The sequence below is a fragment of the Ruegeria sp. G5 genome, assembly GCF_056533365.1.
This window is the reverse complement of record NZ_JBQFOK010000003.1, coordinates 111930-134829: the sequence shown is the minus strand read 5'-3', so window position 1 is coordinate 134829 and position 22900 is coordinate 111930. Positions and strand designations below refer to the sequence as shown.

The 22900-nt window shown below is 56.1% G+C and carries 23 protein-coding genes; 18 read left to right on the top strand and 5 right to left on the bottom strand.

Features of this window, described 5'->3' with window-relative positions:
* Positions 1 to 24 precede the first annotated feature (24 nt).
* The 10 genes from ACR0BD_RS06650 to ACR0BD_RS06605 all read left to right on the top strand — a co-directional run bounded on the left by ACR0BD_RS06650 (position 25) and on the right by ACR0BD_RS06605 (position 9477).
* On the top strand, positions 25 to 750 hold the full coding sequence (locus tag ACR0BD_RS06650; protein WP_480829555.1) for a CDP-alcohol phosphatidyltransferase family protein: 726 nt from the start codon (positions 25 to 27) through the stop codon (positions 748 to 750).
* A gap of 74 nt (positions 751 to 824) precedes the next feature.
* Positions 825 to 2360 (top strand): sulfatase-like hydrolase/transferase, encoded by a 1536-nt coding sequence (locus ACR0BD_RS06645; RefSeq protein ID WP_480829554.1) that lies wholly within the window; start codon positions 825 to 827, stop codon positions 2358 to 2360.
* The gene (locus ACR0BD_RS06640; protein WP_480829553.1) at positions 2357 to 3256 is read left to right on the top strand and encodes a lysylphosphatidylglycerol synthase transmembrane domain-containing protein; all 900 of its coding nucleotides are present in this window, start codon (positions 2357 to 2359) and stop codon (positions 3254 to 3256) included. Before ACR0BD_RS06645 ends, ACR0BD_RS06640 begins: the two co-directional genes overlap by 4 nt.
* A complete protein-coding gene (locus ACR0BD_RS06635; protein ID WP_480829552.1) occupies positions 3253 to 4293 on the top strand; it encodes a glycosyltransferase family 4 protein in 1041 nt (346 codons plus the stop codon). Before ACR0BD_RS06640 ends, ACR0BD_RS06635 begins: the two co-directional genes overlap by 4 nt.
* A gap of 42 nt (positions 4294 to 4335) precedes the next feature.
* Entirely contained in the window at positions 4336 to 4731 is a 396-nt protein-coding gene (locus ACR0BD_RS06630) for a 6-pyruvoyl trahydropterin synthase family protein (RefSeq protein ID WP_480829551.1), read from the top strand.
* The gene (locus tag ACR0BD_RS06625; RefSeq protein WP_480829550.1) at positions 4715 to 5494 is read left to right on the top strand and encodes a class I SAM-dependent methyltransferase; all 780 of its coding nucleotides are present in this window, start codon (positions 4715 to 4717) and stop codon (positions 5492 to 5494) included. The genes ACR0BD_RS06630 and ACR0BD_RS06625 overlap by 17 nt, the downstream gene beginning before the upstream one ends.
* A 39-nt stretch (positions 5495 to 5533) precedes the next feature.
* On the top strand, positions 5534 to 6355 hold the full coding sequence (locus ACR0BD_RS06620; RefSeq protein ID WP_480696713.1) for a RibD family protein: 822 nt from the start codon (positions 5534 to 5536) through the stop codon (positions 6353 to 6355).
* A gap of 98 nt (positions 6356 to 6453) precedes the next feature.
* Positions 6454 to 7419: a zinc-dependent alcohol dehydrogenase gene (locus tag ACR0BD_RS06615; protein WP_480829549.1), complete on the top strand. Its 966-nt coding sequence runs from the start codon at positions 6454 to 6456 to the stop codon at positions 7417 to 7419.
* Positions 7416 to 8255: an inositol monophosphatase family protein gene (locus tag ACR0BD_RS06610; protein ID WP_480829547.1), complete on the top strand. Its 840-nt coding sequence runs from the start codon at positions 7416 to 7418 to the stop codon at positions 8253 to 8255. The genes ACR0BD_RS06615 and ACR0BD_RS06610 overlap by 4 nt, the downstream gene beginning before the upstream one ends.
* 190 nt (positions 8256 to 8445) lie before the next feature.
* Complete coding sequence (locus ACR0BD_RS06605; RefSeq protein WP_480829546.1) at positions 8446 to 9477, top strand: NADP-dependent oxidoreductase; 1032 nt, start codon at positions 8446 to 8448, stop codon at positions 9475 to 9477.
* 78 nt (positions 9478 to 9555) lie between these two features.
* Here ACR0BD_RS06605 and ACR0BD_RS06600 read toward each other — a convergent pair whose 3' ends face one another.
* From ACR0BD_RS06600 to ACR0BD_RS06580, 5 genes are all read right to left on the bottom strand, one after another.
* Entirely contained in the window at positions 9556 to 10119 is a 564-nt protein-coding gene (locus ACR0BD_RS06600) for a TetR/AcrR family transcriptional regulator (RefSeq protein ID WP_480829544.1), read from the bottom strand.
* Positions 10120 to 10124: 5 nt separating this feature from the next.
* The gene (locus ACR0BD_RS06595) at positions 10125 to 11186 is read right to left on the bottom strand and encodes a flavin monoamine oxidase family protein (RefSeq protein WP_480829542.1); all 1062 of its coding nucleotides are present in this window, start codon (positions 11184 to 11186) and stop codon (positions 10125 to 10127) included.
* 3 nt (positions 11187 to 11189) lie between these two features.
* Positions 11190 to 11873: an SDR family NAD(P)-dependent oxidoreductase gene (locus ACR0BD_RS06590; protein WP_480829541.1), complete on the bottom strand. Its 684-nt coding sequence runs from the start codon at positions 11871 to 11873 to the stop codon at positions 11190 to 11192.
* A 3-nt stretch (positions 11874 to 11876) separates the two neighbouring features.
* Entirely contained in the window at positions 11877 to 12545 is a 669-nt protein-coding gene (locus ACR0BD_RS06585) for a cupin domain-containing protein (RefSeq protein WP_480829539.1), read from the bottom strand.
* 295 nt (positions 12546 to 12840) lie between these two features.
* Entirely contained in the window at positions 12841 to 13884 is a 1044-nt protein-coding gene (locus ACR0BD_RS06580) for a LacI family DNA-binding transcriptional regulator (RefSeq protein ID WP_480696697.1), read from the bottom strand.
* A 127-nt stretch (positions 13885 to 14011) separates the two neighbouring features.
* Between ACR0BD_RS06580 and ACR0BD_RS06575 the strand changes: the two genes are divergently transcribed.
* The 8 genes from ACR0BD_RS06575 to ACR0BD_RS06540 all read left to right on the top strand — a co-directional run bounded on the left by ACR0BD_RS06575 (position 14012) and on the right by ACR0BD_RS06540 (position 22897).
* Positions 14012 to 15517: a sugar ABC transporter ATP-binding protein gene (locus ACR0BD_RS06575; RefSeq protein ID WP_480829537.1), complete on the top strand. Its 1506-nt coding sequence runs from the start codon at positions 14012 to 14014 to the stop codon at positions 15515 to 15517.
* Positions 15518 to 15528: 11 nt separating this feature from the next.
* Positions 15529 to 16548, top strand: a complete 1020-nt coding sequence (locus ACR0BD_RS06570; RefSeq protein WP_480829534.1) for an ABC transporter permease — start codon at positions 15529 to 15531, stop codon at positions 16546 to 16548.
* A gap of 21 nt (positions 16549 to 16569) precedes the next feature.
* Complete coding sequence (locus tag ACR0BD_RS06565; protein WP_480696691.1) at positions 16570 to 17616, top strand: substrate-binding domain-containing protein; 1047 nt, start codon at positions 16570 to 16572, stop codon at positions 17614 to 17616.
* Between the two features lie 111 nt (positions 17617 to 17727).
* Positions 17728 to 18489 (top strand): ATP-binding cassette domain-containing protein, encoded by a 762-nt coding sequence (locus ACR0BD_RS06560; RefSeq protein ID WP_480829533.1) that lies wholly within the window; start codon positions 17728 to 17730, stop codon positions 18487 to 18489.
* Between the two features lie 13 nt (positions 18490 to 18502).
* The gene (locus ACR0BD_RS06555; RefSeq protein WP_480829532.1) at positions 18503 to 19627 is read left to right on the top strand and encodes an ABC transporter permease; all 1125 of its coding nucleotides are present in this window, start codon (positions 18503 to 18505) and stop codon (positions 19625 to 19627) included.
* Between the two features lie 86 nt (positions 19628 to 19713).
* Positions 19714 to 20859: a substrate-binding domain-containing protein gene (locus ACR0BD_RS06550; protein ID WP_480829531.1), complete on the top strand. Its 1146-nt coding sequence runs from the start codon at positions 19714 to 19716 to the stop codon at positions 20857 to 20859.
* A gap of 74 nt (positions 20860 to 20933) precedes the next feature.
* Positions 20934 to 21896 (top strand): YncE family protein, encoded by a 963-nt coding sequence (locus ACR0BD_RS06545; RefSeq protein WP_480829530.1) that lies wholly within the window; start codon positions 20934 to 20936, stop codon positions 21894 to 21896.
* Positions 21893 to 22897 carry a 4-hydroxythreonine-4-phosphate dehydrogenase PdxA gene (locus ACR0BD_RS06540; RefSeq protein ID WP_480829527.1) on the top strand — a complete coding sequence of 335 codons (1005 nt, stop codon included), beginning with the start codon at positions 21893 to 21895 and terminating at the stop codon, positions 22895 to 22897. Before ACR0BD_RS06545 ends, ACR0BD_RS06540 begins: the two co-directional genes overlap by 4 nt.
* The last annotated feature ends 3 nt before the right edge of the window (positions 22898 to 22900 follow it).

The window sequence follows — 22900 nt, the reverse complement described above, 5'->3', positions numbered from 1 at the left end:
AATCAGATGGGCTGAAGACAAGTTATGGAAGAGCGCCAATATGTTAGTCCGTTAGCGGGAAGGCTTGCGCTCTCACCTGTCTCAGTTTTTTCGCTGCAAGCGACGGCTCTGGGCATTGGATTGGTGTTCCTTGCGTCAATCACGCAGGTTTCGAGTTTTTGGGTGCTGAGCGCGTTTCTCGCGGCGTCATCGACCGCTGCCGTCGCGCTGCCACAAAAGTTTCCACATGCGGTTCTGGGTCTTTGCAATTCCGTCACGTTGTTCCGAATGGCGTTGGTCGCGTTTTTGTTTGGCGGGTTGTTCGTTGCAGAAACCGTTTCGCCATGGTTGGTGTTCGGGATCGGAACGATTGCATTTGCTTTGGATGGTCTGGACGGTTGGTTGGCCCGACGATCAGGTTTGGAATCCAGCTTTGGCGCGCGTTTCGATATGGAAACGGATGCGGCTTTGGGTGCGGTCCTGGTGCTATGGTTGATTTTGTCAGGCACCACCTCGGTCGAGGTGCTGATCCTTGGTTTCGCGCGCTATGTTTTCGTGGCTGCAAGCTGGTTTGAGCCTCGCCTGAGGGCTGAATTGCCAGAGTCTTATCGACGCAAGGTGATTTGCGTTGTTCAGATCGCAGCGTTGCTGTTTCTGGTATTTCCCTGGACTCCTGCGGGCCTGATCACGCCCGTTTCAATTGGCGCCTCTGTTGCGCTGTGCATGTCCTTCGGTATTGATGTCCGTTGGCTGCTGCGCCGAGAGTCATGAAAGCTCTGCTTTCTCTCTTTCTAGGGGCCGGATTGACGTTCTGCGTTTTGATCCTGCCGAACCACCCAGGAACAATGAATTGGACAGCATTCAATCGCTGGCCGTTGGAACTGCCCGTCATTTTGTTGTTGATGATGACCTTTGGCAGGGTGCGCGGGTTGGCAACAGTATTGGCGGCTGTCCTGGTGTTGGTGTCGCTGATGAAGATCGCGGATTACGGCACGTTCATCGCTTATAATCGAACGTTCAATCCGATCATTGACCTGTTTTTGATTGAGGCGGGTTTTGGGTTGTTGCGTGACAGTCTGGGCGATCCCTTGGCCTACTTGATCGCCATTGTTGGTACGGCCCTTACCCTCTTGGTTTTTTTCCTGCTGCGTTACGGACTGAAGGCATGGGCCGCTTTGCCGGTCCCACATTGGGCGCGTTGGACGTCAGCTGCGGGTGTCGTGATCGCAGGAACCTGGACTGTCGCGGATGCAGGTCATCACCTGGATTATTGGAAACTTGACAAAAGCCCGCCCGGCACGTCCTGGAGCACCCGCCTGACCTTTAAACGCGGCGTGGAAATGCAGGCGACGGCAGCAGACCTTGTAAAGTTCAGGCGAAGCGCGGGAACAGATCCGCTGGATCAGTTGCAAGGCGCCTTCGATAAACTGGATGGGCGCGATGTGCTGTTCATTTGGATCGAAAGTTATGGGCGCGCCAGTTTTGACAACCCACTTTATTCCGCAACGCACAAACCAACTTTGCTGGACGCCGAAGCCGCCATTTCGCGGGCCGGTATGGACATCAAAAGCGGCTGGATGACATCCCCAACGGCAGGAGGAGAAAGCTGGCTGGCCCATGGCACTTTGGCTACCGGTTTATGGACGTCCGACAATGGCCGTTACAATGCGATGATTGCCAGCGGCCAAAGGTGGCTCTTTCATTTCGCGCAGGATGCAGGGTATTGCACCAGCGCCATCATGCCTGCGATTACGCTCGCATGGCCTGAAAGTCTGGTCATGGGGTTTGATCAGGTCTTTGCGGCAGCCGATATTCCGTACAAAGGCAAACGGTTCAGTTGGGTAACCATGCCCGATCAGTTTACGCTCGCACGGTACCAGAGCTTGCTTCCGTCAGACCCATGCCCGAAATTTGTTCAGGTGGCATTGATCTCATCTCATGCGCCGTGGACACCCATTCCAAGCATGATCCCTTGGGATGAAATTGGCGACGGAACCGAGTTCAACGAAATGGCGGAACAGGGCCCGCCCGCGCGTGAACTTTGGAAAAATCAGGATGACGTTCGGGATGCCTACCGGCGCGCGGTGGACTATAGCGTTCAAGCTGTCTTCTCGCACGTCGCATCTTTGGGAGAACAAGCACCCTTGATCGTGGTCGCTGGCGATCATCAGGCGGCAGGGTTTGTTGCTGGCAGTGACAACCGCGATGTCCCGGTGCATGTGATTGGACCGCCGAATGTCGTTTCGATGATTGATCATTGGAACTGGACCGACGGTATCATACCCGCGAGCGATGGTCCTGTGCGCCGTATGGATAGCTTTCGCAATGATTTCCTGACGGCCTTCACCTCGATCGAAGAATTGGCGGAGGTCGCACAGTGAAAGGGCGATTGATACGACTGATCGGCTCGCTGCTACTGCTCGGAGCCTTGTTCTGGTGGAGCTCGCCTGAAGTGATTTGGTCCCGCTTGCAGCAGGTCAATCCGTGGTGGATTTTGGCGGCGTTTCTGAGCCTGACCGTCAGCAGCCTGTCGATGGCGCGCCGGTGGCAAATTACAGCCAAAGCACTTGATCTGGATATAAGGTACCCTGCCGCTTTGAGGGAATATTACCTCTCGTTACTTGCCAATTCCCTGTTGCCGGGCGGGGTCGTTGGGGACGTTGGTCGGGCGGTCCGAGCGCGGCACCACGGAGACCTGAAGCGCGCGGCGCAATCCGTTCTGGCCGAACGGTTGATCGGGCAGGCGGCGATGCTTTGCGTACTGTTCGTGTGTTTGTTTTTTGCCTTGTTATTGCCCGGGGGGATTAACTGGCCTTCACCTACTGGGTGGGTTCTGGCGTTGGCCTTAGCATTGGCAGTGAGCATCATTTTGGGTTTTGCCTTTGCCCGTCCAACAGCGGCCTTCACCCGGTTTTGCGTGGCTTTGATGATGCGTGGAAACATCCAGGCTCATTCGTTTGCGGCAGCAGGCTTGCTGATTTTCGGCCTTTACGCTTGTGCTCGCGCAACGGGCACAGACCTGTCTCTTGAGGCGAGCCTGACCATTTTGCCATTGGTGTTTTGCGCAATGCTGGTGCCTTTGTCGGTGGCAGGGTGGGGATGGCGCGAGGGTGCCGCAGCGGCCTTGTTTCCCCTGATCGGTGCGTCGACGGAGGCCGGTATCTCAATGGGTATTTGGTATGGTGTCGTCATGTTGCTTGCCGCATTGCCCGCCGTTGGTTTTCTGGTTTTTCCAATTCGACCGCCGCTTGATGCTAAGACATTGGAAAACGTATGACATCTGCTGTTTTTGCCATTCCCGGAGATAAAGATCAGCGCACAGGCGGATATATCTATGATGCAACCGTGCTGGAAGTGCTGAACGCGAACGGGTGCGCAACCTCATACCTCGAACTGCCGGACAGCTTTCCGAACCCGCCCGCGGAAGATATGTCGGCTGCTTTGACCGAACTGAGAGCAATCCCAAAATCCACGCCGGTCATTATTGACGGTCTGGCATTAGGTGCAATGCCACCTGACAGTATCGCAGAACTGGCCGCGCCGGTCATTGCGTTGGTCCATCATCCACTTGGCTTGGAAACGGGTTTGGATCGCAATCAGGCGGCAAGACTTATCCAAAACGAGAAAGAGGTCCTGAGGCATGTGGCGCATGTCATCGTGACCAGTCAACATGTCGCCCAAACGCTTGTCTCAGACTTTAATGTGGCGCCGGATCGGATCACAGTGGCAAACCCCGGGTTTTCAGCCCCGAAACGGCGTCGATCCCCTATTTCCCCTCCTATGATCCTTAGCGTGGGACTGCTGGCCAGACGTAAGGGCCATGACGTCTTGGTCGACGCATTGCGGCAAGTGTCGGATTTATCCTGGCAGGCCGAAATCATTGGTCGCCCACAGGACACGGAATACTCCGAAGCTTTGGCTGCTCAGATCAACCGACATGGGCTTGAAACGCGCATTAAACTTGTCGGTGAAGTGGGGGCGGACGCACTTGAGGACGCATATCTGCGCGCTAGCCTTTTTGCTTTGGCTACCCGTTATGAAGGATACGGAATGGTGCTGAGCGAGGCGATGCAATACGGCCTTCCGATTGTTTCATGTAAGGTAGGCGCAGTTCCCGATACAGTCGGCGCCGCTGGACATCTGGTGTCGTCAGACGATCCCGATGCGTTCGCCGAAACGTTGCGCGCTTTGTTGCAAGACACAGAGATGTCCGCACGATCATCGCGCGCCTCTGAAACTCAGGCTGCGGCATTGCCGACCTGGCAAGATACCGCCCGGCACTTTGCCAAAGTCATCGCCGAGGTTACCCCATGAGCTGTTTTGTCTTTACCTCTAAACCAATGAACTGGAACACATATGTTTGCTGTTGAAGTTCGCGATCACATCATGATTGCGCATTCCCTGCCTTCGCCCGTTTTTGGACCCGCACAGGGCGTACATGGCGCCACCTTCGTTGTGGATGCTGCCTTTTTCACCGAGGACCTGGATGAGAACGGGCTTGTTGTTGATATCGGTTTGGCGACCGAAGCATTAGCCCAAACACTTGCCCCTCTGCGTTACGCAAATCTTGATGAGGTGCCCGCGTTCAAGGGTAAAATCACGACGACTGAATTCCTCTGCCACCATATCTGGAAGCAGCTTAGGGATGTGACCAAGACAAGTGGGTTGGGTGATAACGGCCGTGTTCGGCGTATCCGGGTGCAATTGCACGAAAGCCATGTGGCGCGTGGGTGGTATGAAGCAGACATCTGAAACCAGTTTTGAACCGGCCTGGCTAAGCCTGCGCGAACCCGTAGACCACATGGCCCGGGATGCAGGGTTGCTGTCGCAAGCTGCGGCCTGTGTGGCGAAAGGTGAAACGGTGCTCGATCTGGGCAGCGGCACGGGATCGACAGCGCGCGCATTTGCAGAGGCAGGGTTCAACGATCTAACCTGGCGCTTCGTCGACAATGATCCGGATCTTTTGCGGATGGCCCAGAAACGTCACCCTTCTGCTGAATGCGTTTTGGGTGACCTTTCGCGGATCGAGGACCTGCCGCTGAAAGGGGTGGGTTTGATCACAGCGTCTGCCTTGTTTGACCTTATGTCCGAAGATTGGGCGCGCCGCCTGATAAAATGGGCGGGCCTTGCCCGGGTGCCAATCTATGCGGCGCTCAACTACGATGGCGTAATGCGCTGGTTGCCTGCCGATGAGCGGGATGCGACGATTACGAATGCGTTCAATGAACATCAGCGTTGGGACAAAGGTCTGGGCCACGCGCTTGGACCTACTGCCGTCCCGGTGATCCAAAAGTTGTGTCAGGCAGAAGGCTACTATGTCGAAACGGCCCCTAGCCCGTGGCAGTTTGGTCCGGAGCATGCTGCATTGCACGACGCGCTGCTGACCGGGATTGCAGAGGCCGCCCAAGAAGCCGGCGCTGCCTGTGCTTTGTCTTGGGGGCAGGACAAACGAAGCGCTGTGGCAGAAATTCAGGTGGTCATTGGGCATACAGATATTTTGGCGATACCCAGATGAGAGACCGACAAATGCCGAGCTCAGATTGCGGAGAATCCAATGCACCAAGTTGACGTAACACCCAGAGTTTGGGACCGTATTCTTGCCGTGCGAACAGGTGATGGATGCCTTTGCGGAAGCGATTGGACTGCAGGTGAAAAGCAAGCGCTTGCTTTGTATGGATCGCTTGCGCAGCCAAAATCGCAGACACAGGTGGTGGCACAGATTGGACAATCTCTGGACGGTCGTATTGCAACCGTTTCGGGGGATGCAAAGGACATTTCGGGACGGGACGGCTTGACACATCTGCACCGTCTTCGCGCCTTGTCGGATGCCGTCGTCATTGGTGTAAAAACCGCTTTGCACGATAACCCGCGCCTGACTGTGCGTATGGCCCGCGGCGAAAACCCCGCCCGTGTGATCATCGATCCGAACGGACGCATGCCAGACGACATTGGTTTGATGCAAGACACCAGCGCACGCACCATCGTGATTCAGTCCGTCGAAAAGCAACGGCCCAAGCATGTTGAGGTGATCAAACTACCGCGGACGGGATGGATTTCCCCGGCTCGTATTCTGGAAACGCTTCGCCAGCGGGATTTGCATCGGGTTCTGATCGAAGGTGGTGGGATCACGATCGCTCAGTTCCTTGAAGCGGGGCTTTTAACGCGTCTGCATGTGGCGGTCGCACCGCTTCTTATCGGGGCTGGGCCGCAAGGTTTAACCACTTCGCCGGTTGCTGATCTGACACAGGCGTTGCGACCTAAAACCGATGTGTATGGTTTGGGGTCGGATGTCTTGTTCGACTGCACGCTTGTGCCGGCGCATCAGCAGATGGGCGCGTACCCGCTGCCTTGCCGAACAGCGCGTCATGCGTCTTAATTGTTGGTCCAAGCTGCATGCATTCTGCGTGGCTTTTGATTTTATTGAGGTAAAGCAGTGTCGTACCCTCTTGATTGCATAACCGGGGTGGCAGGTGGATGACGACTCCAAAGGCATTTTGGGTCACAGAAGCGGGGAAGGCAGAAATCCGCAGTGTCGGTTCTAACGATAGCTCTGATCTGATCAGGGTCAGTACGCTGTATTCCGGGATTAGCCGCGGCACTGAGCGGTTGGTGTTCCGCGGGCAGGTCCCGATCAGTGAGTTCGAAACCATGCGCGCACCTTTTCAGGAAGGGCAGTTCTCCTTTCCAATCAAATACGGATATTCGGCAGTGGGCACCGTGGAAACCGGACCAAGACAAGGTGAGGTGATCTTTGCGTTGCACCCACATCAAACCGATTTTTTCATCCCTTCCGAAGCGGCCATAGGGCTTGGCCCGGACGTTCCACCGGAGCGCGGTGTTTTGGCGGCCAATATGGAAACCGCGCTGAACATTGTGTGGGACGCCGGTGTGCGCCCCGGAGACAGAATTGCCATTGTAGGTGCCGGAGTCGTTGGTGCTCTGGCAGGTTATCTGAGTGCCAGAATCGTGGGTACTGACGTTTGTCTGATTGATATCGATTCAACAAAATCCGACCTTGCGCAAAGACTGGGCTGTGATTTTACAACGCCAGATGATTTGCCGACGGATATGGATGTCGTTATTCACGCCTCGGCGACATCCGAGGGTCTTGCAACAGCGATTTCGGTGGCCGGTCTGGAATCAACTATTGTCGAAGCCAGTTGGTATGGAACGCAACTGACGACTGCTCCGCTAGGGGCGCAGTTTCATCAAAAACGCCTACGGATTGTCAGTAGCCAAGTTGGTCGAATACCCGCGACTATGGCTCCGCGTTGGACTTATGGTCGGCGGCTAGCCAAAGCGATTGAGTTTCTCAGCGATCCAGCACTGGACGCATTGATTTCCGGCGAGACCGCGTTCAATGACCTGCCCAATGCATATGCGACGATCCTGGATGACCCCAACACGTTGTGCCACAGGGTGAGGTACTCGCAGCCATGACGAATATAGGGGATTTGAACGCGCAGCTTTCAGCAGATGCATCGGAACATTTGCGGGCTATGGCGCAGGCCGCGTGGCAGGCCGGTCAGGGATTGCGGTATGCCTATGAAAACCGCCAGGACTTAACCGTTACACAAAAGACGAAAGGTGATTTTGTTTCGGACGCAGATCGCAATGCCGAGGCCGAGATCGCCCGCGTCCTGACAAAAGCCTTCCCCGACTACGGCTGGCAAGGCGAAGAAACTGGAGATCGACCAAGTGCAAACGGTGATTTGAAGTGGGTGGTCGATCCGTTGGATGGAACGACAAATTTCCTGAAAGGCATTCCGCATTGGGCAGTGTCGATTGCCTTATGTAAGGGTGATGATGTACTTGCCGGCTTGATTTATGACCCGTTAAAGGCAGAGCTTTTCTCTGCCGAAACAGGGTGCGGGGCGTATTTGAATGGCAAGGCCATCGCCGTCAGCGATGAGGCTGAGCTTGCGACTGCTTTGTTCGCAACAGGTGTACCCGCAGGTGGACGGGTGACGTATTTGAAACCAGCTTTGGGCGATCTGGAGCGGCTTATGCCGAAATGTGCCGGAATTCGCAGGGCAGGGGCGGCAGCTCTTGATTTGGCATATGTCGCGGCGGGTCGACTGGAAGGATACTGGGAAAGAAACCTTGGTACTTGGGACATCGCTGCGGGTATGGTTTTGGTTCAGGAGGCTGGCGGAGTTGTGCAGCCGCTCTGGTTGGATCGCAGCATCATGTCGTCGGGTTCGATCCTGGTCAGTAACCAAGCATTGGCCGAGGAGCTTATGCAAAACGTCAGGTCGGCGTTCCACAATCCTTAGCCCGAACATATGTTGGGTCGCCCTCTGGAACTTAAAGCTTTTTGTGGTTGGTCAGAACGCGACTGCCTTTAGTGCTCTAAGAAACCCGGTGTTCTAACGTTGGGTTTTCTTCCGGAAATGTCTCGTTTCGCTTGCATACCCCTCAGCTAAGGTTTCTGGTGCAGATCAACAGTTCTTCAGGAGGATCGTAATGCCACAAACCGCCGACACAAACCGCCGTATCGTCCTTGCTGAACGACCAAATGGGCAGCCCGATGAAAACACGTTGCGGCTTGAAACCACAGATATCCCAGAGCCTGGTCCTAACGAAATGCTGGTGCGCACGGTTTTTCTGTCGCTTGACCCCTATATGCGCGGTCGGATGAATGACGCCAAATCATACGCAGAACCAGTTTCGATTGGTGGTGTCATGACGGCACAGGTCGTGGGGCAGGTGGTGACGTCTAACCTTGAAGGATATGAAGCCGGGGATTTCGTCCTCAACATGAGCGGTTGGCAGGACTACGCGGTCTCGGACGGAACGCAGGTTGTTAATCTTGGCAAGTCGCCGGAAAACCCGTCATGGTCATTAGGCGTTTTGGGAATGCCTGGTTATACGGCTTATGCAGGTTTGCTGAAGATTGGTGAGCCGAAGGCGGGTGAAACCGTTGTTGTAGCTGCTGCCGCGGGGCCAGTTGGCGCAACCGTCGGACAGATCGCAAAGCTCAAGGGGTGCCGCGTTGTCGGTATCGCAGGTGGGCCGGAAAAATGCGCTCATGTCGTCCAAAACTTAGGGTTTGATGCCTGTCTGGATCATCGGTCCGACGATTTGGCGGCGCAACTGAAAGAGGCATGCCCAGATGGGATTGATGTTTACTTTGAAAACGTCGGCGGCAAGGTCCTGTATGCAGTGTTGCCGCTTTTGAACCCGTTTGCGCGTGTACCTGTTTGCGGGATCGTATCTTGGTACAACTTACCGGGCCTTCCTGATGGGCCGGATATGGCCCCGGTAATCATGGGAACTTTGCTGCGCATGAAGGTCAAAATGCAGGGGTTCATCATCTTCGATAATTTCGGTCCCGAAGTGTACCAGGAGTTTGTTCAGGACATGACCGGTTGGCTTCGGGATGGTACTATTTCCTACAAGGAACACGTGGTCGAAGGCCTGGAGAACGCCCCAGATGCGTTCAACCAGCTGTTGGCAGGCGGCAATTTCGGCAAGATGGTCGTAAAGGTCGCGTGACTTAAGACTGCAGGCGATGGGTCGTTAAGTACAATCGCCTGCATCACAGAACGGGTGAAACCATGGGTCTGTCTGAGGCTAACAGCGTGATTGCAGAACGCCCACGGCATCGTCAAAGGCTTTGACATCTTCTTCGGCTCGTGCGGTCAGGTGTGCGCCTTCCAACAAAGCCAACGTCGCGCGGGCTTCGGCCACAGGATCGGTGATACCTATTATTGAATGGTCTTCTAGGCCCAGTTCAAACACGGCCTTGATCTGCTCGGTCATCATGGCCCGAAAGCTACGAATTTTCTCGATCACGTCCTCTGAAAGGCTTTCACGGCTCCCAATGAGCGACACGCATAAACAGAGGGTTTTGCCCTCGTTCAGTGCACTGCGGTAGAGCGAGATGAACGCCTTCAATTGTTGCGCACCAGTCGCGTTCGAGGCCCTGATCCCATTGCAGTGGGCCTCCAGAACCTGATGATACCGATCCATCAAAGCCGACGACAAAGCGGCCTTGGTCGGAAAATGGTAATGGATCGAGGCTTTGCGTATACCCACAGCCGCTGCGAGGTCGGCGTAGCTAAAGCCATCGAACCCACGCGCCCGCACGGCATGTTCTGCAATATCCAGCAAAGCGGTTTTGGTATCGCTCGCCATAGGCGTCAAACCTTTTCCATCATCACCTGCGTCAACGCGTTTTCTGCTGCTTCCAATGCCCCTTCGAGGTATCCGCCGAACTGCGGCGCAACTTCGGTTCCAGCAAAGATCAAGCGACCCTGCCAAAGGTTATCTAGTTCACGCGGCAAGCCGTATCGCGGGTGGGCAAATAGCGGTTGGTGGTCCTCTTGTGTGGCAGTGTAAGGGTCAAAGGCCCAATCCTTTATCATCAGCGTCTTTGGATCGGCAGCTTCGGGACCAAACAACCGGATGAGCTGATCAAGTACAGCCTGCCGCAGTCGCTGTTCGTCCTGCCGGGCCTGAGGCGGCACGCCTATGAACCCGAACAAAGCATAAGGACCGCCGCTTTCGGACGATGCGTCGTGGATTTCGACCATTGGACCGCGGCGACTCATTGCGTCGCCCGATAAACCGGCGATCCTCCAAAACGGCTGCTCGTAAACTGCGACCGCCTTGGCTTGCCCAGCCATCCACGTCGCGATTCCTGTCATCGCCGCGTGGGTTTCCGGTGGCATTGCCGGAGAAAATGAGAATGTGCTTGCCACCCTAGGCGGCAAAGCCAGAACGACTTTTTCGGCGTGGATGTGCTGGCCGGATTGGGTGATTGCGATTGCGCCACTTTCGGTTTTTGTCAGAGCCTTTATTGGGGACGACATCAACAACCGTTTTGCGGGTAAGCCTGCGGCCAGTTTGTGGGTCAAAAGGTCAAGCCCGCCTGACAGGCGGTACGACCCTTGCATTGAAGAAAACCCCTTGTCGCGTTCGACGCGGCCATCTTCGTTTTCATAAACGAGCGCGCCACTTGAATATTGTTCAAACCATCCCAACCCTAGGTTTTTAAGTAATGCGGCGATGCGCGGTTGCCCCGGCCAGAACCAGGCCGGTCCCAGATCAAAGTGCCCATAATCGACCGTTTCGGCCAGAATCCGTCCGCCCGGGCGCTCGCGTGCTTCGACCAACAGATAGTCGTGACCTTGCTCTTCCAATTGCGAGGCAAGGCTCAGCCCTGACAATCCAGCCCCTATGATCAGGGTCTGCGCGTGCATGTTTCAGAAACCCTCGGACGCTGGGCGAAGGTCCAGTTCATGGGTCCATGTGGACTGAGGTTGATGCGCAAGCTGCCAATAAGCCTCTGCAATTTCGTCCGGTTTCATCATTTTCGCCGGGTCCAGGCTGTGCAGATCTCGGGATCGGGGCGTATCAATGATACCGTCCAGGATTACATGCGAAACATGCACACCCGCAGGCTGGTATTCGCGTGCCAGAGACTGGGTCAGCCCGCGCAGGGCAAATTTAGCCGACGCAAAGGCTGAGAACCGCGCCCCGCCCCTTAGGGAAGCCGTTGCACCGGATACGATCAATGCTCCACCGCCTCCTTGGACCATGGGTTGAAGGACGCTTTGTCCAACGACGGCCAAGGTTTGGACCATCGACGTCCAGGTTCTCTGGTAGTCTTCCAGAGTTGTTTCGGCAAAAGGCGCGATCACCAATTCGGCCGTGTTGTGCACAACTATTTTGGGCGGGCCGTATGTTTCGATCAGGTCGGAAATGATCGGAGTGACACTATCCGGGTCGGACAGATCGACCTGATGAAACGGAGCCACCGTTTCCTCGGGTCGTGTGCGCCCCAAGCCAATAGCGGTCATTCCGCCCTGTTCAAAACGCGCGAGAAGAGATTGGCCAAGGCCGGCTCCTGCGCCAGCGACAAGCGCCAAAGGTTTATCATTTGTCATAAGTTATACCGCCGGTGGTTTAGCATAGGGCAGATGCCCGGTTTTCATCCAAAGCTTAGCACCGCTTGCGCCAGCAAGGACAGTTAAGGGCGCGCCTTCTGGCAAGCGCAGCCAGTCGTGTTTGTTCAAAATGTCGCCATCTGCTGTAAGCGAGCCATCGATAACCAACAGCTCCGTACCGCCTGATGCAGTTGAAGTCATCGTGGCCCCGGCATCCAGGTGGCTATAGGTGACAACCTCGCGCGGGTCTTTGTGCAGGATCGCCGTAGCTACTCCATCCACGGGATCGCTTAGCTCATCCGCCATGGTTTTGCGGAATTGCGTTCGATCGTCCATGTCAAATTGCCAGAGTTTCACAAAGATCGTGCATCCGGGTTCTGACCCGGGCGTGTGCTTGGACGTTGGGGGGTTTCGCACATAGGTTCCGGTCGGAAAATCTCCGTGCTCGTCTTGAAAAACGCCGTCCAGAACGATGAATTCCTCACCGCCCGTGTGTGTATGGGCCGAAAACTTGCTGCCGGGTGCATAACGCACGATTGTCGTCGCCCGCGCGACCTCACCACCGATGCGGTCCAGCATTCGGCGATCTACACCCTTCATGGGGGAGGCCTGCCATTCAAGCTGATCCGAATGCACAACCACGCGGGACGAAAAGTCCGAGTTGAGTTCCATGAAAGATTGTCCTTTCGACTAGGTGCTTCTGGGTTCACTCTCTGGTTCGCTGCCGGAATAAACCTATTAGTAGGTAGGTAACAAATCAAGTTTGTGTTAACGGGTATTTTGTGGGCCCTTGGATCTCGTTTGGGATCAGGTCTGATATTGGTGACTAAGCGGAGCTGAGGGCTAATTCTAAGCCGTTTTTATAGAGGAAAAACAAAGCTGTCGGGGATGGTTCATCCAGAGGTTGCCGGATTAGACGTTCCTATAGCAGTAAGTATAAATCTACAGCTATAGAGTTGCGCCTCGTTTATGAGCTCGCTTTCCCGACAGTGCTGCCGGGAATTAACCTGAAACCCACGTCTTTCGCTGATTTGACAGGTTCACCATTGATCTGAGCCAGCACCATCTCGGCGGCAATTTGTCCAATTTTCAGATGGGGTACGGCAATCGAGGTCAGACGGTAAGGCTGTATTGCAGAAATCGGCAGATCACCCCAGCCCGCGATACCGATATCTTCGGGTACGCGCAGACCTACTTTTTGCACGTATTGCAGACCACCGACAGCCATATTGTCGTTTTGGTAAAAGATCGCCTCAATATCGCGATGGGCAGCCAAAAGCTGCTCAGTCCCGTAAAACCCGGTGTAGAACCCGGGCGTGTCTTTCAGCAGCAGTTGCTTTTCAAGGCGCCCGTTTGCGTCCTCAACAGCTTTGGAGAATCCGTTCAGGCGAGCCGTCGCAGCGTTGGCAACGTCATGCGACGTACCGACATAGCCAAACTTCCTGTAGTCCATTCCGGCCAGATACCGCCCCATGCTGTAACCGCTGTCAAAGTGGTTCAGGCCGACGCACATGTCCAAGGGGCTGGAATTGAAATCCCAGATTTCCACCAAAGGAATTCCAGCACCGCGCAGCATCTGTATGGCCTTGGGGCTGTGTGAACGTCCGGTTACGATTAGCCCGGCAGGCTGCCACGACAATACGGTTTCGATCCATTTCTCTTCGTGATCGATTTCATGTTCCGTCAGGCCAAGAACTGTTTGATGCCCGAACGCGCCCAGTTTGCGGTCGATCCCTTCCAGCACTTGTGCAAAGATCTCATTGCCAAGCTCAGGGATGCTGACACCGACAAAAGTAGACTTTTTGTCCCCCGCAAAAACCGTCGCCAAGCGATTCGGCAAGTAGCCCAAACGATCGACTTCGGCCATCACCTTGGCGCGGGTCTTTTCGGAAAATCCGCCCTCATCGCGCAAAACTCGGCTGGCTGTCATCTTTGACACGCCCGCGGCCTTGGCAACCTCGGCAAGGCTTATTTTATTGTTTTTGCTAGATTTATCCGGATCGCTGCTCATTTACGTTACGGGTAACTCTTTTTTATTGACATCTGAGTGGCCTGAGAGAATGCTAACGTAACGTTACGGGTAACTCAATACGTTGTTGAGGAGCAGCAGAGTTACCGCGATCTGGGAGGAGGCTGCCGTGCCCGGCACTGCACAAAACAATCTGTTCTTTGACGGGATAAAGAAGCATTTTGGAGGCACCTATGCCTTGCGGGATGTATCCCTGAACATCGAACGCGGCGAAATCGTTGCCTTGTTGGGTGAAAACGGTGCGGGTAAATCGACGCTGATCAAGATACTGGGCGGCATCCACAAGGCCGATGAAGGCCGTGTTCTGATCGACGGTCATGCCTACGAGCACCGCCCGGGCGGCTTCGGTGAGCGGCAGTCTGTGGCCTTCATTCACCAAGACCTGGGCATGATCGAATGGATGACGGTTGCCGAAAACATCGCGTTGGCGCTGGGTTATTCGCGCAAAAACGGCTTGATCAACTGGAAGACTGTTGATGAATTTGCCCAACAAGCTTTGGACAAAGTCGGATGCGATTTTGACCCGACGACGCGAGTGCAAGACTTGTCACGCACCGAAAAATCGCTGGTTGCCATCGCGCGGGCCCTTGCCGTCGATTGCGACTATTTAGTTTTGGATGAGCCCACAGCGTCGCTGCCTGCCGATGAGGTTGAGCGTTTGTTCGAGGCTTTGCGCCCGCTGAAAGAGCAGGGCGTTGGAATGATCTATGTCTCACACCGGCTGGACGAGATTTTCCAAATTGCTGATCGCGTCGCAGTTTTACGTGATGGTGAGTTGGTGGGTTTGCGCAGCATTGACCATACAACGCCCGAAGAACTGGTTTACATGATCGTTGGGCGTAAGACCCGGCAAGTGATCAAACCTGACACGCCACCCGGCGAAACCATTCTGAAGGTCGACGGTCTGAACATGGACGCCGCCCACAATGTCAGTTTCAAGCTACAGTCAAATGAGATCGTGGGTTTGGTTGGTCTGCGTGGTGCGGGGCACGAAAACGTATCGCGCGCCCTTTTTGGGGCCGAGGTTTTTGATGGGAAGATCTCGCTGCATGGTGAGACACCTGATCTGAGTTCACCACAGACCGCCATGGCATCAGGTATTGGTTTGGTCGCGCGGGACAGAACCGAGGAATCGGTGGCTATGTCGCTGACCATTCGGGAAAACACATTTCTCAATCCGGCTGCCATCGGGCGATCGCTGTTGTCCTTCATGAGCCACCGCTCGGAAACCGATAGCGCAGCGCGTATTGGTGCCGACGTTGCTCTGTCACCAAATGACCAGAGCATGGCCATCGAAAGCTTGTCGGGCGGCAACCAGCAAAAGGTTGTAATCGGTCGGTGGTTGGAGACAAAGCGTAAGCTTTTGATTTGCGAAGACCCGACTGCCGGCGTGGATGTTGGCGCGAAAGCGGAAATCTACGCCTTGCTGAACAGGGCAATGGAAGACGGCGTAGGCATCATCGTTGTGTCGACTGATTTTGAGGAAGTCGCCGCCATTTGCCACCGCGCCATCGTCTTTAGTCAGGGCCAGATCGTGGAAGAGCTGACGGGCACTGAACTGACAACCGAAAACCTCATACAGGCAGCCTCGGCGTCGAACGCTGTTGCGAGTTAAGGAAAACGAAGATGCAATCGCTTGAATCCAACGCATTGGAACCCACAAAGGCCGAGCTGAAAAATGCCTCGCTCAAGACCCGTATTCTCAGGTTTTTGCCAGTCTACGGCTTGGTGTTGTTGACCGGGTTTCTGATCATCCTGTTTTCCATTTTGTTGCCGAATACATTCCCGACTTTGTTGAACCTGCGGGCGATTATTTCGGACAAGGCGATCATTGCCTTGTTGTCGCTGGGCGCGATGATCCCGATGGCCGCAGGGCGGATCGACCTGACGGTCGGATACGGTATCGTGCTGTGGCACATTCTGGCGATTTCCTTGCAGACTTTGTACGGCATACCCTGGCCGATTGCTGTGGCGATTGTCCTGTCGCTGGGCTTGCTGACCGGATTCCTGAACGGGCTGCTGGTCGAAGTTGCCAAGATCGACAGTTTTATCGCTACTCTGGGAACAGGCACGGTTCTGTACGCGCTGGCCCTGTGGCACACCGGTGGTCGCCAGATGGTTGGTGCCTTGCCCGAGAGTTTCTATGCCATCAACGGCACCTTTGTCTTCGGCCTGCCAATCACCGGGTTCTATGTGCTGGGGATCACGGTCACGATGTGGCTGATCCTGGAATACACGCCCATTGGTCGGTACCTCTATGCGATTGGTGCCAACCAGCGCGCCGCGCAGCTGAACGGTATCCCGACGCGCAAATTCGTCATCGGCGCCTTCATGTCATCGGGCCTGATCACCGCCTTTGCCGGGGTGTTGCTGGCGTCGAAACTGCGGATCGGGCAAGCCTCGGTCGGTTTGGAATTCCTGTTGCCTGCTTTGGTCGGGGCCTTCCTTGGTTCGACCACTATCAAGCCGGGACGTGTGAATGTTTGGGGAACAGTCGTGGGTGTCGCGATCCTGGCTGTTGGTATCTCGGGCATTCAACAATTCGGTGGGTCCTTCTGGGTCGAGCCGATGTTCAACGGTGTCACGCTTCTGATCGCAATCGGCATTGCCGGTTACGCACAGCGGCGCAAAGGCGCCAACAAGTAACAACGCATAAGGGAGGAGATTATGCTGAAACGGACGTTCATGGCGGTATCCGCCGCTGCCCTTCTGACCGGTCTGGGTGTGCCTGTGGTGGCCGAGACCGCCTTTGACGGGCCAACCACTGGCCCCAAGGCCGCTGAGGGTAAGTCAATCGTAGTCGTCGCTGCAGACCTGAAAAACGGCGGTATTCTGGGTGTGACCAACGGAGTGGAAGAGGCCGTTGACGCCATCGGCTGGGAAGTACGGGTTTTGGACGGCGCGGGTTCGATCCAGGGTCGGACCGGTGCGATCGGTCAAGCGCTGGCGTTGCAGCCTGACGGTGTCATCATCAACGGCTTTGACGCTGTAGAACAGCAGGCCGCGCTTGAAGGCATCGTGGATGCAGGCATTCCGATCGTCGCGTGGCATTCAGGCCCCAAGATCGGCTGTGACGCGCCGGGTGGTATCTTTGCCAATGTCTCAACTGACGCGATGACCGTGTCCGAGGTGGCTGCCGAATGGGCCATGGATGACGGCGGTGATGGTGTGGGTGCGATCATCTTCACCGACTCGACCTACCAGATCGCCATCGACAAGGCGGATCGTATTAAGGAAACCATTGAGGCCGCCGGTGGTAAGGTGCTGGAATATGTGGATACCCCCATCGCCGATACATCCGCCCGCATGGGGCCGCTGACAACCAGTTTGTTGCAGAAATACGGTGATCAGTGGACGCATGCCTTGGCAATCAATGACCTCTATTTCGATTTCATGGGCCCGGCATTGGCTGCTGCGGGCATTTCGTCCGATGACGGCCCGCAGGCGGGATCTGCTGGTGACGGTTCCGAGGCTGCGTTCCAACGTATTCGCAGCGGCAACTATCAGACCATCACCGTGGCCGAGCCGCTGAACCTACAGGGTTGGCAACTGGTGGATGAGCTGAACCGCGCCATTCAGGGCGAGGCTTGCTCGGGCTATATCACATCGCCCGCGCTGGTGACTGAGGCCGGGCTGGCCAAGCTGGGTGACAGCAACCAGTTCGACCCGGACACCCCGTACCGCGAGGCGTATTCGAAAATCTGGGGCAAGTAACCCCGCGGGTGGTCCCGGCATCGGGGCCACCTCCAACTGAGATGACACAGCGCAGAGTGCTCAAGTGGTCCTTTGACCACCATGGCGGAGCTTTGCGCAGAGGAGGAAACCATGAGCGATCAGCCATTGGTTGAAATGAAGGGCATTACCAAGCGGTTCGGTGGTGTGACTGCGCTGCAGGACGTAGACCTTGCGGCCTATGCGGGCGAAGTGCTGGCGATTGTTGGTGACAACGGGGCGGGTAAATCGACACTGATCAAGATCCTGACCGGGGTTTATCAGCCAACAGAGGGGCAGATCTTTCTGGATGGTCAGCCGCTGGAAATGGCCAGCCACTCCGATGCAATCGCAAACGGAATAGACGCGGTCTATCAAACACTGGCCTTGGCAGATCATCTGACACCAGCGGCCAACATGTTCTTGGGGAATGAACTCACCACAAGCTTTTTCGGGATCCCCTTTCTGGACAATAAACGCATGAAGTCCGAGGCTGCCCGCGTTCTGGAAGAACGTCTGGGTGTTCGGCTGCGGTCCATGGATGTGATGACTGAAAGCCTGTCGGGTGGGCAAAGACAGGCCGTTGCGATTTCGCGGGCCGTCTACCACGAAGACCTGCGTTTGCTGGTGATGGACGAACCGACCGCCGCTTTGGGCCCGCAAGAGACTGCGCGGACACTGAAACTGATCAAGGCACTGCGTGAACAAGGGCTCGCAGTTATCCTGATCTCACACTCGCTGGATGACGTGTTCGAGGTGTCTGATCGCATCCATGTGCAGCGCCGCGGACGTGCCGTTGGTGTGGTCAAAACAGCCGAAAGTTCGGTGCAAGACGTTCTGGGCCTCATCGTCGGTGCCCAGGATGCAGCCGCGTGAGGGAGAGAAAGACATGTCTGTAACCACCACGCATCCCGAAAAGACGGTGATGGAGCGGCTTGAGCCCTATCTGGCTTTCATTGGCCCAATGGTCATGATCCTCGCGATCCTGATTTTCATGGGGATTGCGGAACCCGCTCGGTATTTTCGCCTGACAAACCTGAACCTGATCCTACTGGACGCGGCGCTGTATATGCCGATGGCCATGGCGATGACGTTTGTGATCACGCAGCGCGGTATTGACCTGTCGATTGGCTCCGTCGCGGCCCTGTCGGCCATTCTGATGGCGTTTCTGGTCAAGCAATACGGTTTTCCAGCTTGGATTGCTGTGCCGCTGGCCATTCTGATGGGCGCAATCATGGGCCTGATCAACGGCCTGGTTATCACCCGGTTCAAAGTGCCGGACCTGATCGGCACGCTGGCGATGGACCTTGTCTATCGTGGTCTGGCGCTGGTCATTGCCAAAGGTCTGGTGCTGGCGCGTTTCCCCGACCTGATCACTGAGATCGGGCGCGGCCAGATCCCCGGCTTTATCCCTGTGCCTGTCGTGCTGGGTCTGCTTACAATGGCAGTTGGCTATGTGGTCCTGACCCGTACCTATTTCGGACGCTACACCATTGCGATCGGCTCGAACCCCGAAGCCAGTGAGATGACCGGCGTCGCGGTCGATCGCCATAAGATCTATGCCTATGTGCTGATGGGCGCTGCGGCGGCAATGGCGGGCGTGATGCTGACGGGTAAACTGAACGCCATTCAGGCGACCTCGGCCCCCTATTTCAACCTGCACGTCATCGCGGCGGTGGTTGTGGGCGGAACGTCCCTGTTCGGCGGACGGGCCTCGATGCTGGGTTCGCTGGCCGGTGTGTTGCTGTTGTCGATGATGATCAATGCGCTGGTGACTTTGCGGATCGAATTCTTCTGGCAATCCGTCGCCTCGGGCGTGGTGATCGTCAGCTCGGTCGCGCTTTACACCTGGATGCAGAAGAAGGACCGGGATGGCGCGCATGGCCTGATGTCTGCGCTGCGTAGCAAAGAAGCACAAAAACTCATCCGTTTTTCAGCCGCCCTGATCGGCGCACTGATCTTGTTGCTGGCCCTTGGGGCGGGACTGGCAACCGCGCCTACGCCAAGCGGCTAAGGCAACAAAAAAGATGGTGCGCCGAGAGGTAGGAGCCTCGGCGCACCTGCAAGACCCCACAATGTTCGCGAAAGGGAGGACTTACCGTGAAACAATTGAACAAAGCACTACTGACGACAAGCGCGTTGTGCCTGTGTGCAGCGGCCGCCATGGCAGAAAGCAACTTACCACTCAGGGAACTACCGGGCATCGCAGATCGCGATTACTGGGTACCGGGTGAAGTGAATGCTGAAGGTAAGCTTGAGGCGCTGCAGGCAACAACTGGTGCCGCAGCCGTGCCTTATTCCGGAGCACAGGACGGGCCGTTACAGATCGCGTTGATCTATCCGTCTGCGGATACCTCTGACTTTTGGGCGCGCAACTATCTGGCGATGACAAAACGTCTGGATGAGTTGGGTATCGAGTATGAAACGACCGAGTTCGCCAGCCGCCAGATCGAACACAGCCTGCAATCGACCTATGCCAATCAGGTGGTGCAGGATGCGGACCTGTATGACTTTGTCATCTTCGGTCCGTCGGAACTGGCCATTCAGGCCGACAACATCGACAAAATGGCTGGCAATGATGGCTTTGCCACATTCGTCTGGGCCTTTCACACGCCGCCCAAGGATCTGACCAACCAGCCTGATGCGTGGTTCGATTTCAGCTCAGCCGCAGGTGCGCTGACCATGTGTGACTATATGCTACAGCGTCTGGGCAATGATGTGACCATGGCGATGAACCGCGGGATTCCGGGGATCACGGACGATCAGCGCTCGGGCGACTTCAAGGCTTGCGTGGAAGAGAAAGGCAACTGGACGACCGTTTACGAACACTATGGTGAGTACCAGCGCGAGGGTGGCTTTGAGGGCACCAGCTTGATCCTGCAGGCCTATCCAGAGGCAACGATCATTCACAACGCGAACACTGCGATGGCGATGGGATCCGTTGAAGCTCAGGTCGCGGTCGGCAAAGAGAAAGACGTCTTCTCCACTGGCTGGGGTGGCACAGGCCTTGAGCTGGATGCGATCCGCCGGGGTGAGCTGGACGCGACCCCCATGCGTATGGGCGATGATGTAGGCGCGGCCACCGCCGAGGCGATCAAGGCGCATATGGAAGGTCGTCAGGACGAATTGCCCTTTGTATTTCTTGGCCGGATAACGGTTGCTCATGACCAGATGAGCGCCGACGAGTTAAACGCGCTGGAACAGGAAGCATTCCGCTTTTCGGGCGTCGGAGCTCTGGAACGCTGAGAAACCATCCGTGGCCAGCTTGCGAGTGGCTGGCCACGGATACCAATGAAAAGTTGCGACCGGAGGAAGTTTGAATGGCGCAATCCATGATGTTGATCGAGAAGTGCAGCCACTGTGTAAGTTGGTATGACATTGAAACCGGCGCCCTGCAGGGGCGTTTGGATTTGCCGCATTTTCCTCATGAATTCGTTGTCGACGCAGATTTCCACTATGCTTATGTCGGCCACTACGGCGTGCAGAACTCGGGCATTGATGGCACCGATGGTCGCTCGGTCATCGTGATCGACATCCGCAAGCAAGAGATCGCGCATACCTACGATCTGGGCGAACACGCACGCCCGCATGGTATCGGGTTGGACGGGCAGGGGCGGCTTTATGTCCTGTCGGAATGGACTGGTCATCTGCTGGTTAAAGAAAACCCGCGTGCCTTCGATCAGGGATGGGATCACATCACGCCCACGGGGGGCACAAAATGCCATCTGTTCGCGCTGACCAAGGACGGGCACACGGCCTATTCGATGAACTTGACCTCAGGCGATGTGACGGTGTTCAACCCTTATGACGCCTCGGTTGCGCCGATCTCGATCAAGACAGGTCAAAAGCCCGAGGGGCGGTGCCTGCGCGAGGATGTGCACACGCTTTATACCTCGCAACGCATTTCGAACACGGTCGCGGTGATCAATACTGACACGCTTGAGATCGAACGCACCTTTCCGACGCCGGATGATCCTTGCCGTATCTACTATGACGGTAAACGCAACCGGCTGGTGACGATGAACCATTTCGGCGGCTCGTTCTCGGTCTTTGATGAGGCGACGGGTGAGATGCTGCACGAACAGAAAACTCCGGCAAATCCGCTGGCGCTGTGTATCGATGACGAGGCTGCATTCGCCTATATCGCCATCGATTGTGAGCAAGTGCAGCGGTTTAATCTGGATACGTTCGAAGTGGTGCAAACCTTTGACACGGGTAAGGAACCGGATGTGATGGTCATCCTGCCCGATGGATTTTCCAAACACTGGGAGAATGCGGCATGACCAAGCCCCGTATCGCTATCGTGCCCGGCGACCCGTCTGGTATCGGACCGGAATTGATTGCCAAACTGCTCAATCAGGAGGGCGTGCAGGACGCTGCCGATATCGTGTTGGTCGGTGACAGCCACCTCTGGCAGCGCGGCGCGGAACAGGCCGATCTGGAGGTGCCGTTGAACACGGTGGCCGAAGTGGCGGGTCAACCCGGTCTGAGCCATCTAGAGCTGGACACGATCGCGCCCGAGGACGTGCAGATCGCTGAGGTCACAGTCGAAGGGGGCACCACCGCCCTGCGCTGTCTGGACAAGGCGATGGATCTGGCGATGGCGGGGAAGGTCGATGGCATCCTGTTCGGCCCTTTCAACAAGGCCGCGATGACCGCCGCTGGCCTGAATGCCGAGGATGAGCACCGCTATATGGCGCGGTATATGGGGTACGACGGCTATCACTCGGAACTCAACGTTCTGGATGAGTTGATGACCACACGTGTGACTTCGCATATCGGGCTTAAGGATGTGGCGGCCAATATCACCGAAGATGGGATTTTGAAGGCTGTTAATCTGGCCAATGACACGCTGCGCAAGGCGGGCAAGGCGCGCCCGAATATCGCGGTCGCAGCGCTGAACCCCCATGCGGGCGACAATGGCAAGTTTGGCCGGGAAGAGATCGACATTCTGGAACCTGCCGTCCGCAAGGCGCAGAAAAAACAGATGAATGTGACGGGGCCGTGGCCCTCGGACACGGTGTTCCTGAAGGCGCAACGCGGTGAGGTGGATGCTGTCGTGACCATGTATCACGACCAGGGCCAGATCGCGATCAAGCTGATGGGGTTTGAACGCGGCGTGACCGTTGCGGGCGGCTTGCCCATTCCGGTCGCCACCCCGGCCCATGGCACCGCTTTTGATATTGCCGGACAGAACAAGGCCAATCCGGGCGCAACACGGCAGGCATTCGACCTGCTGGTGCGCATGGCCAAAACACATCGCGCCGAACGCCGCGCGGACTGAGAG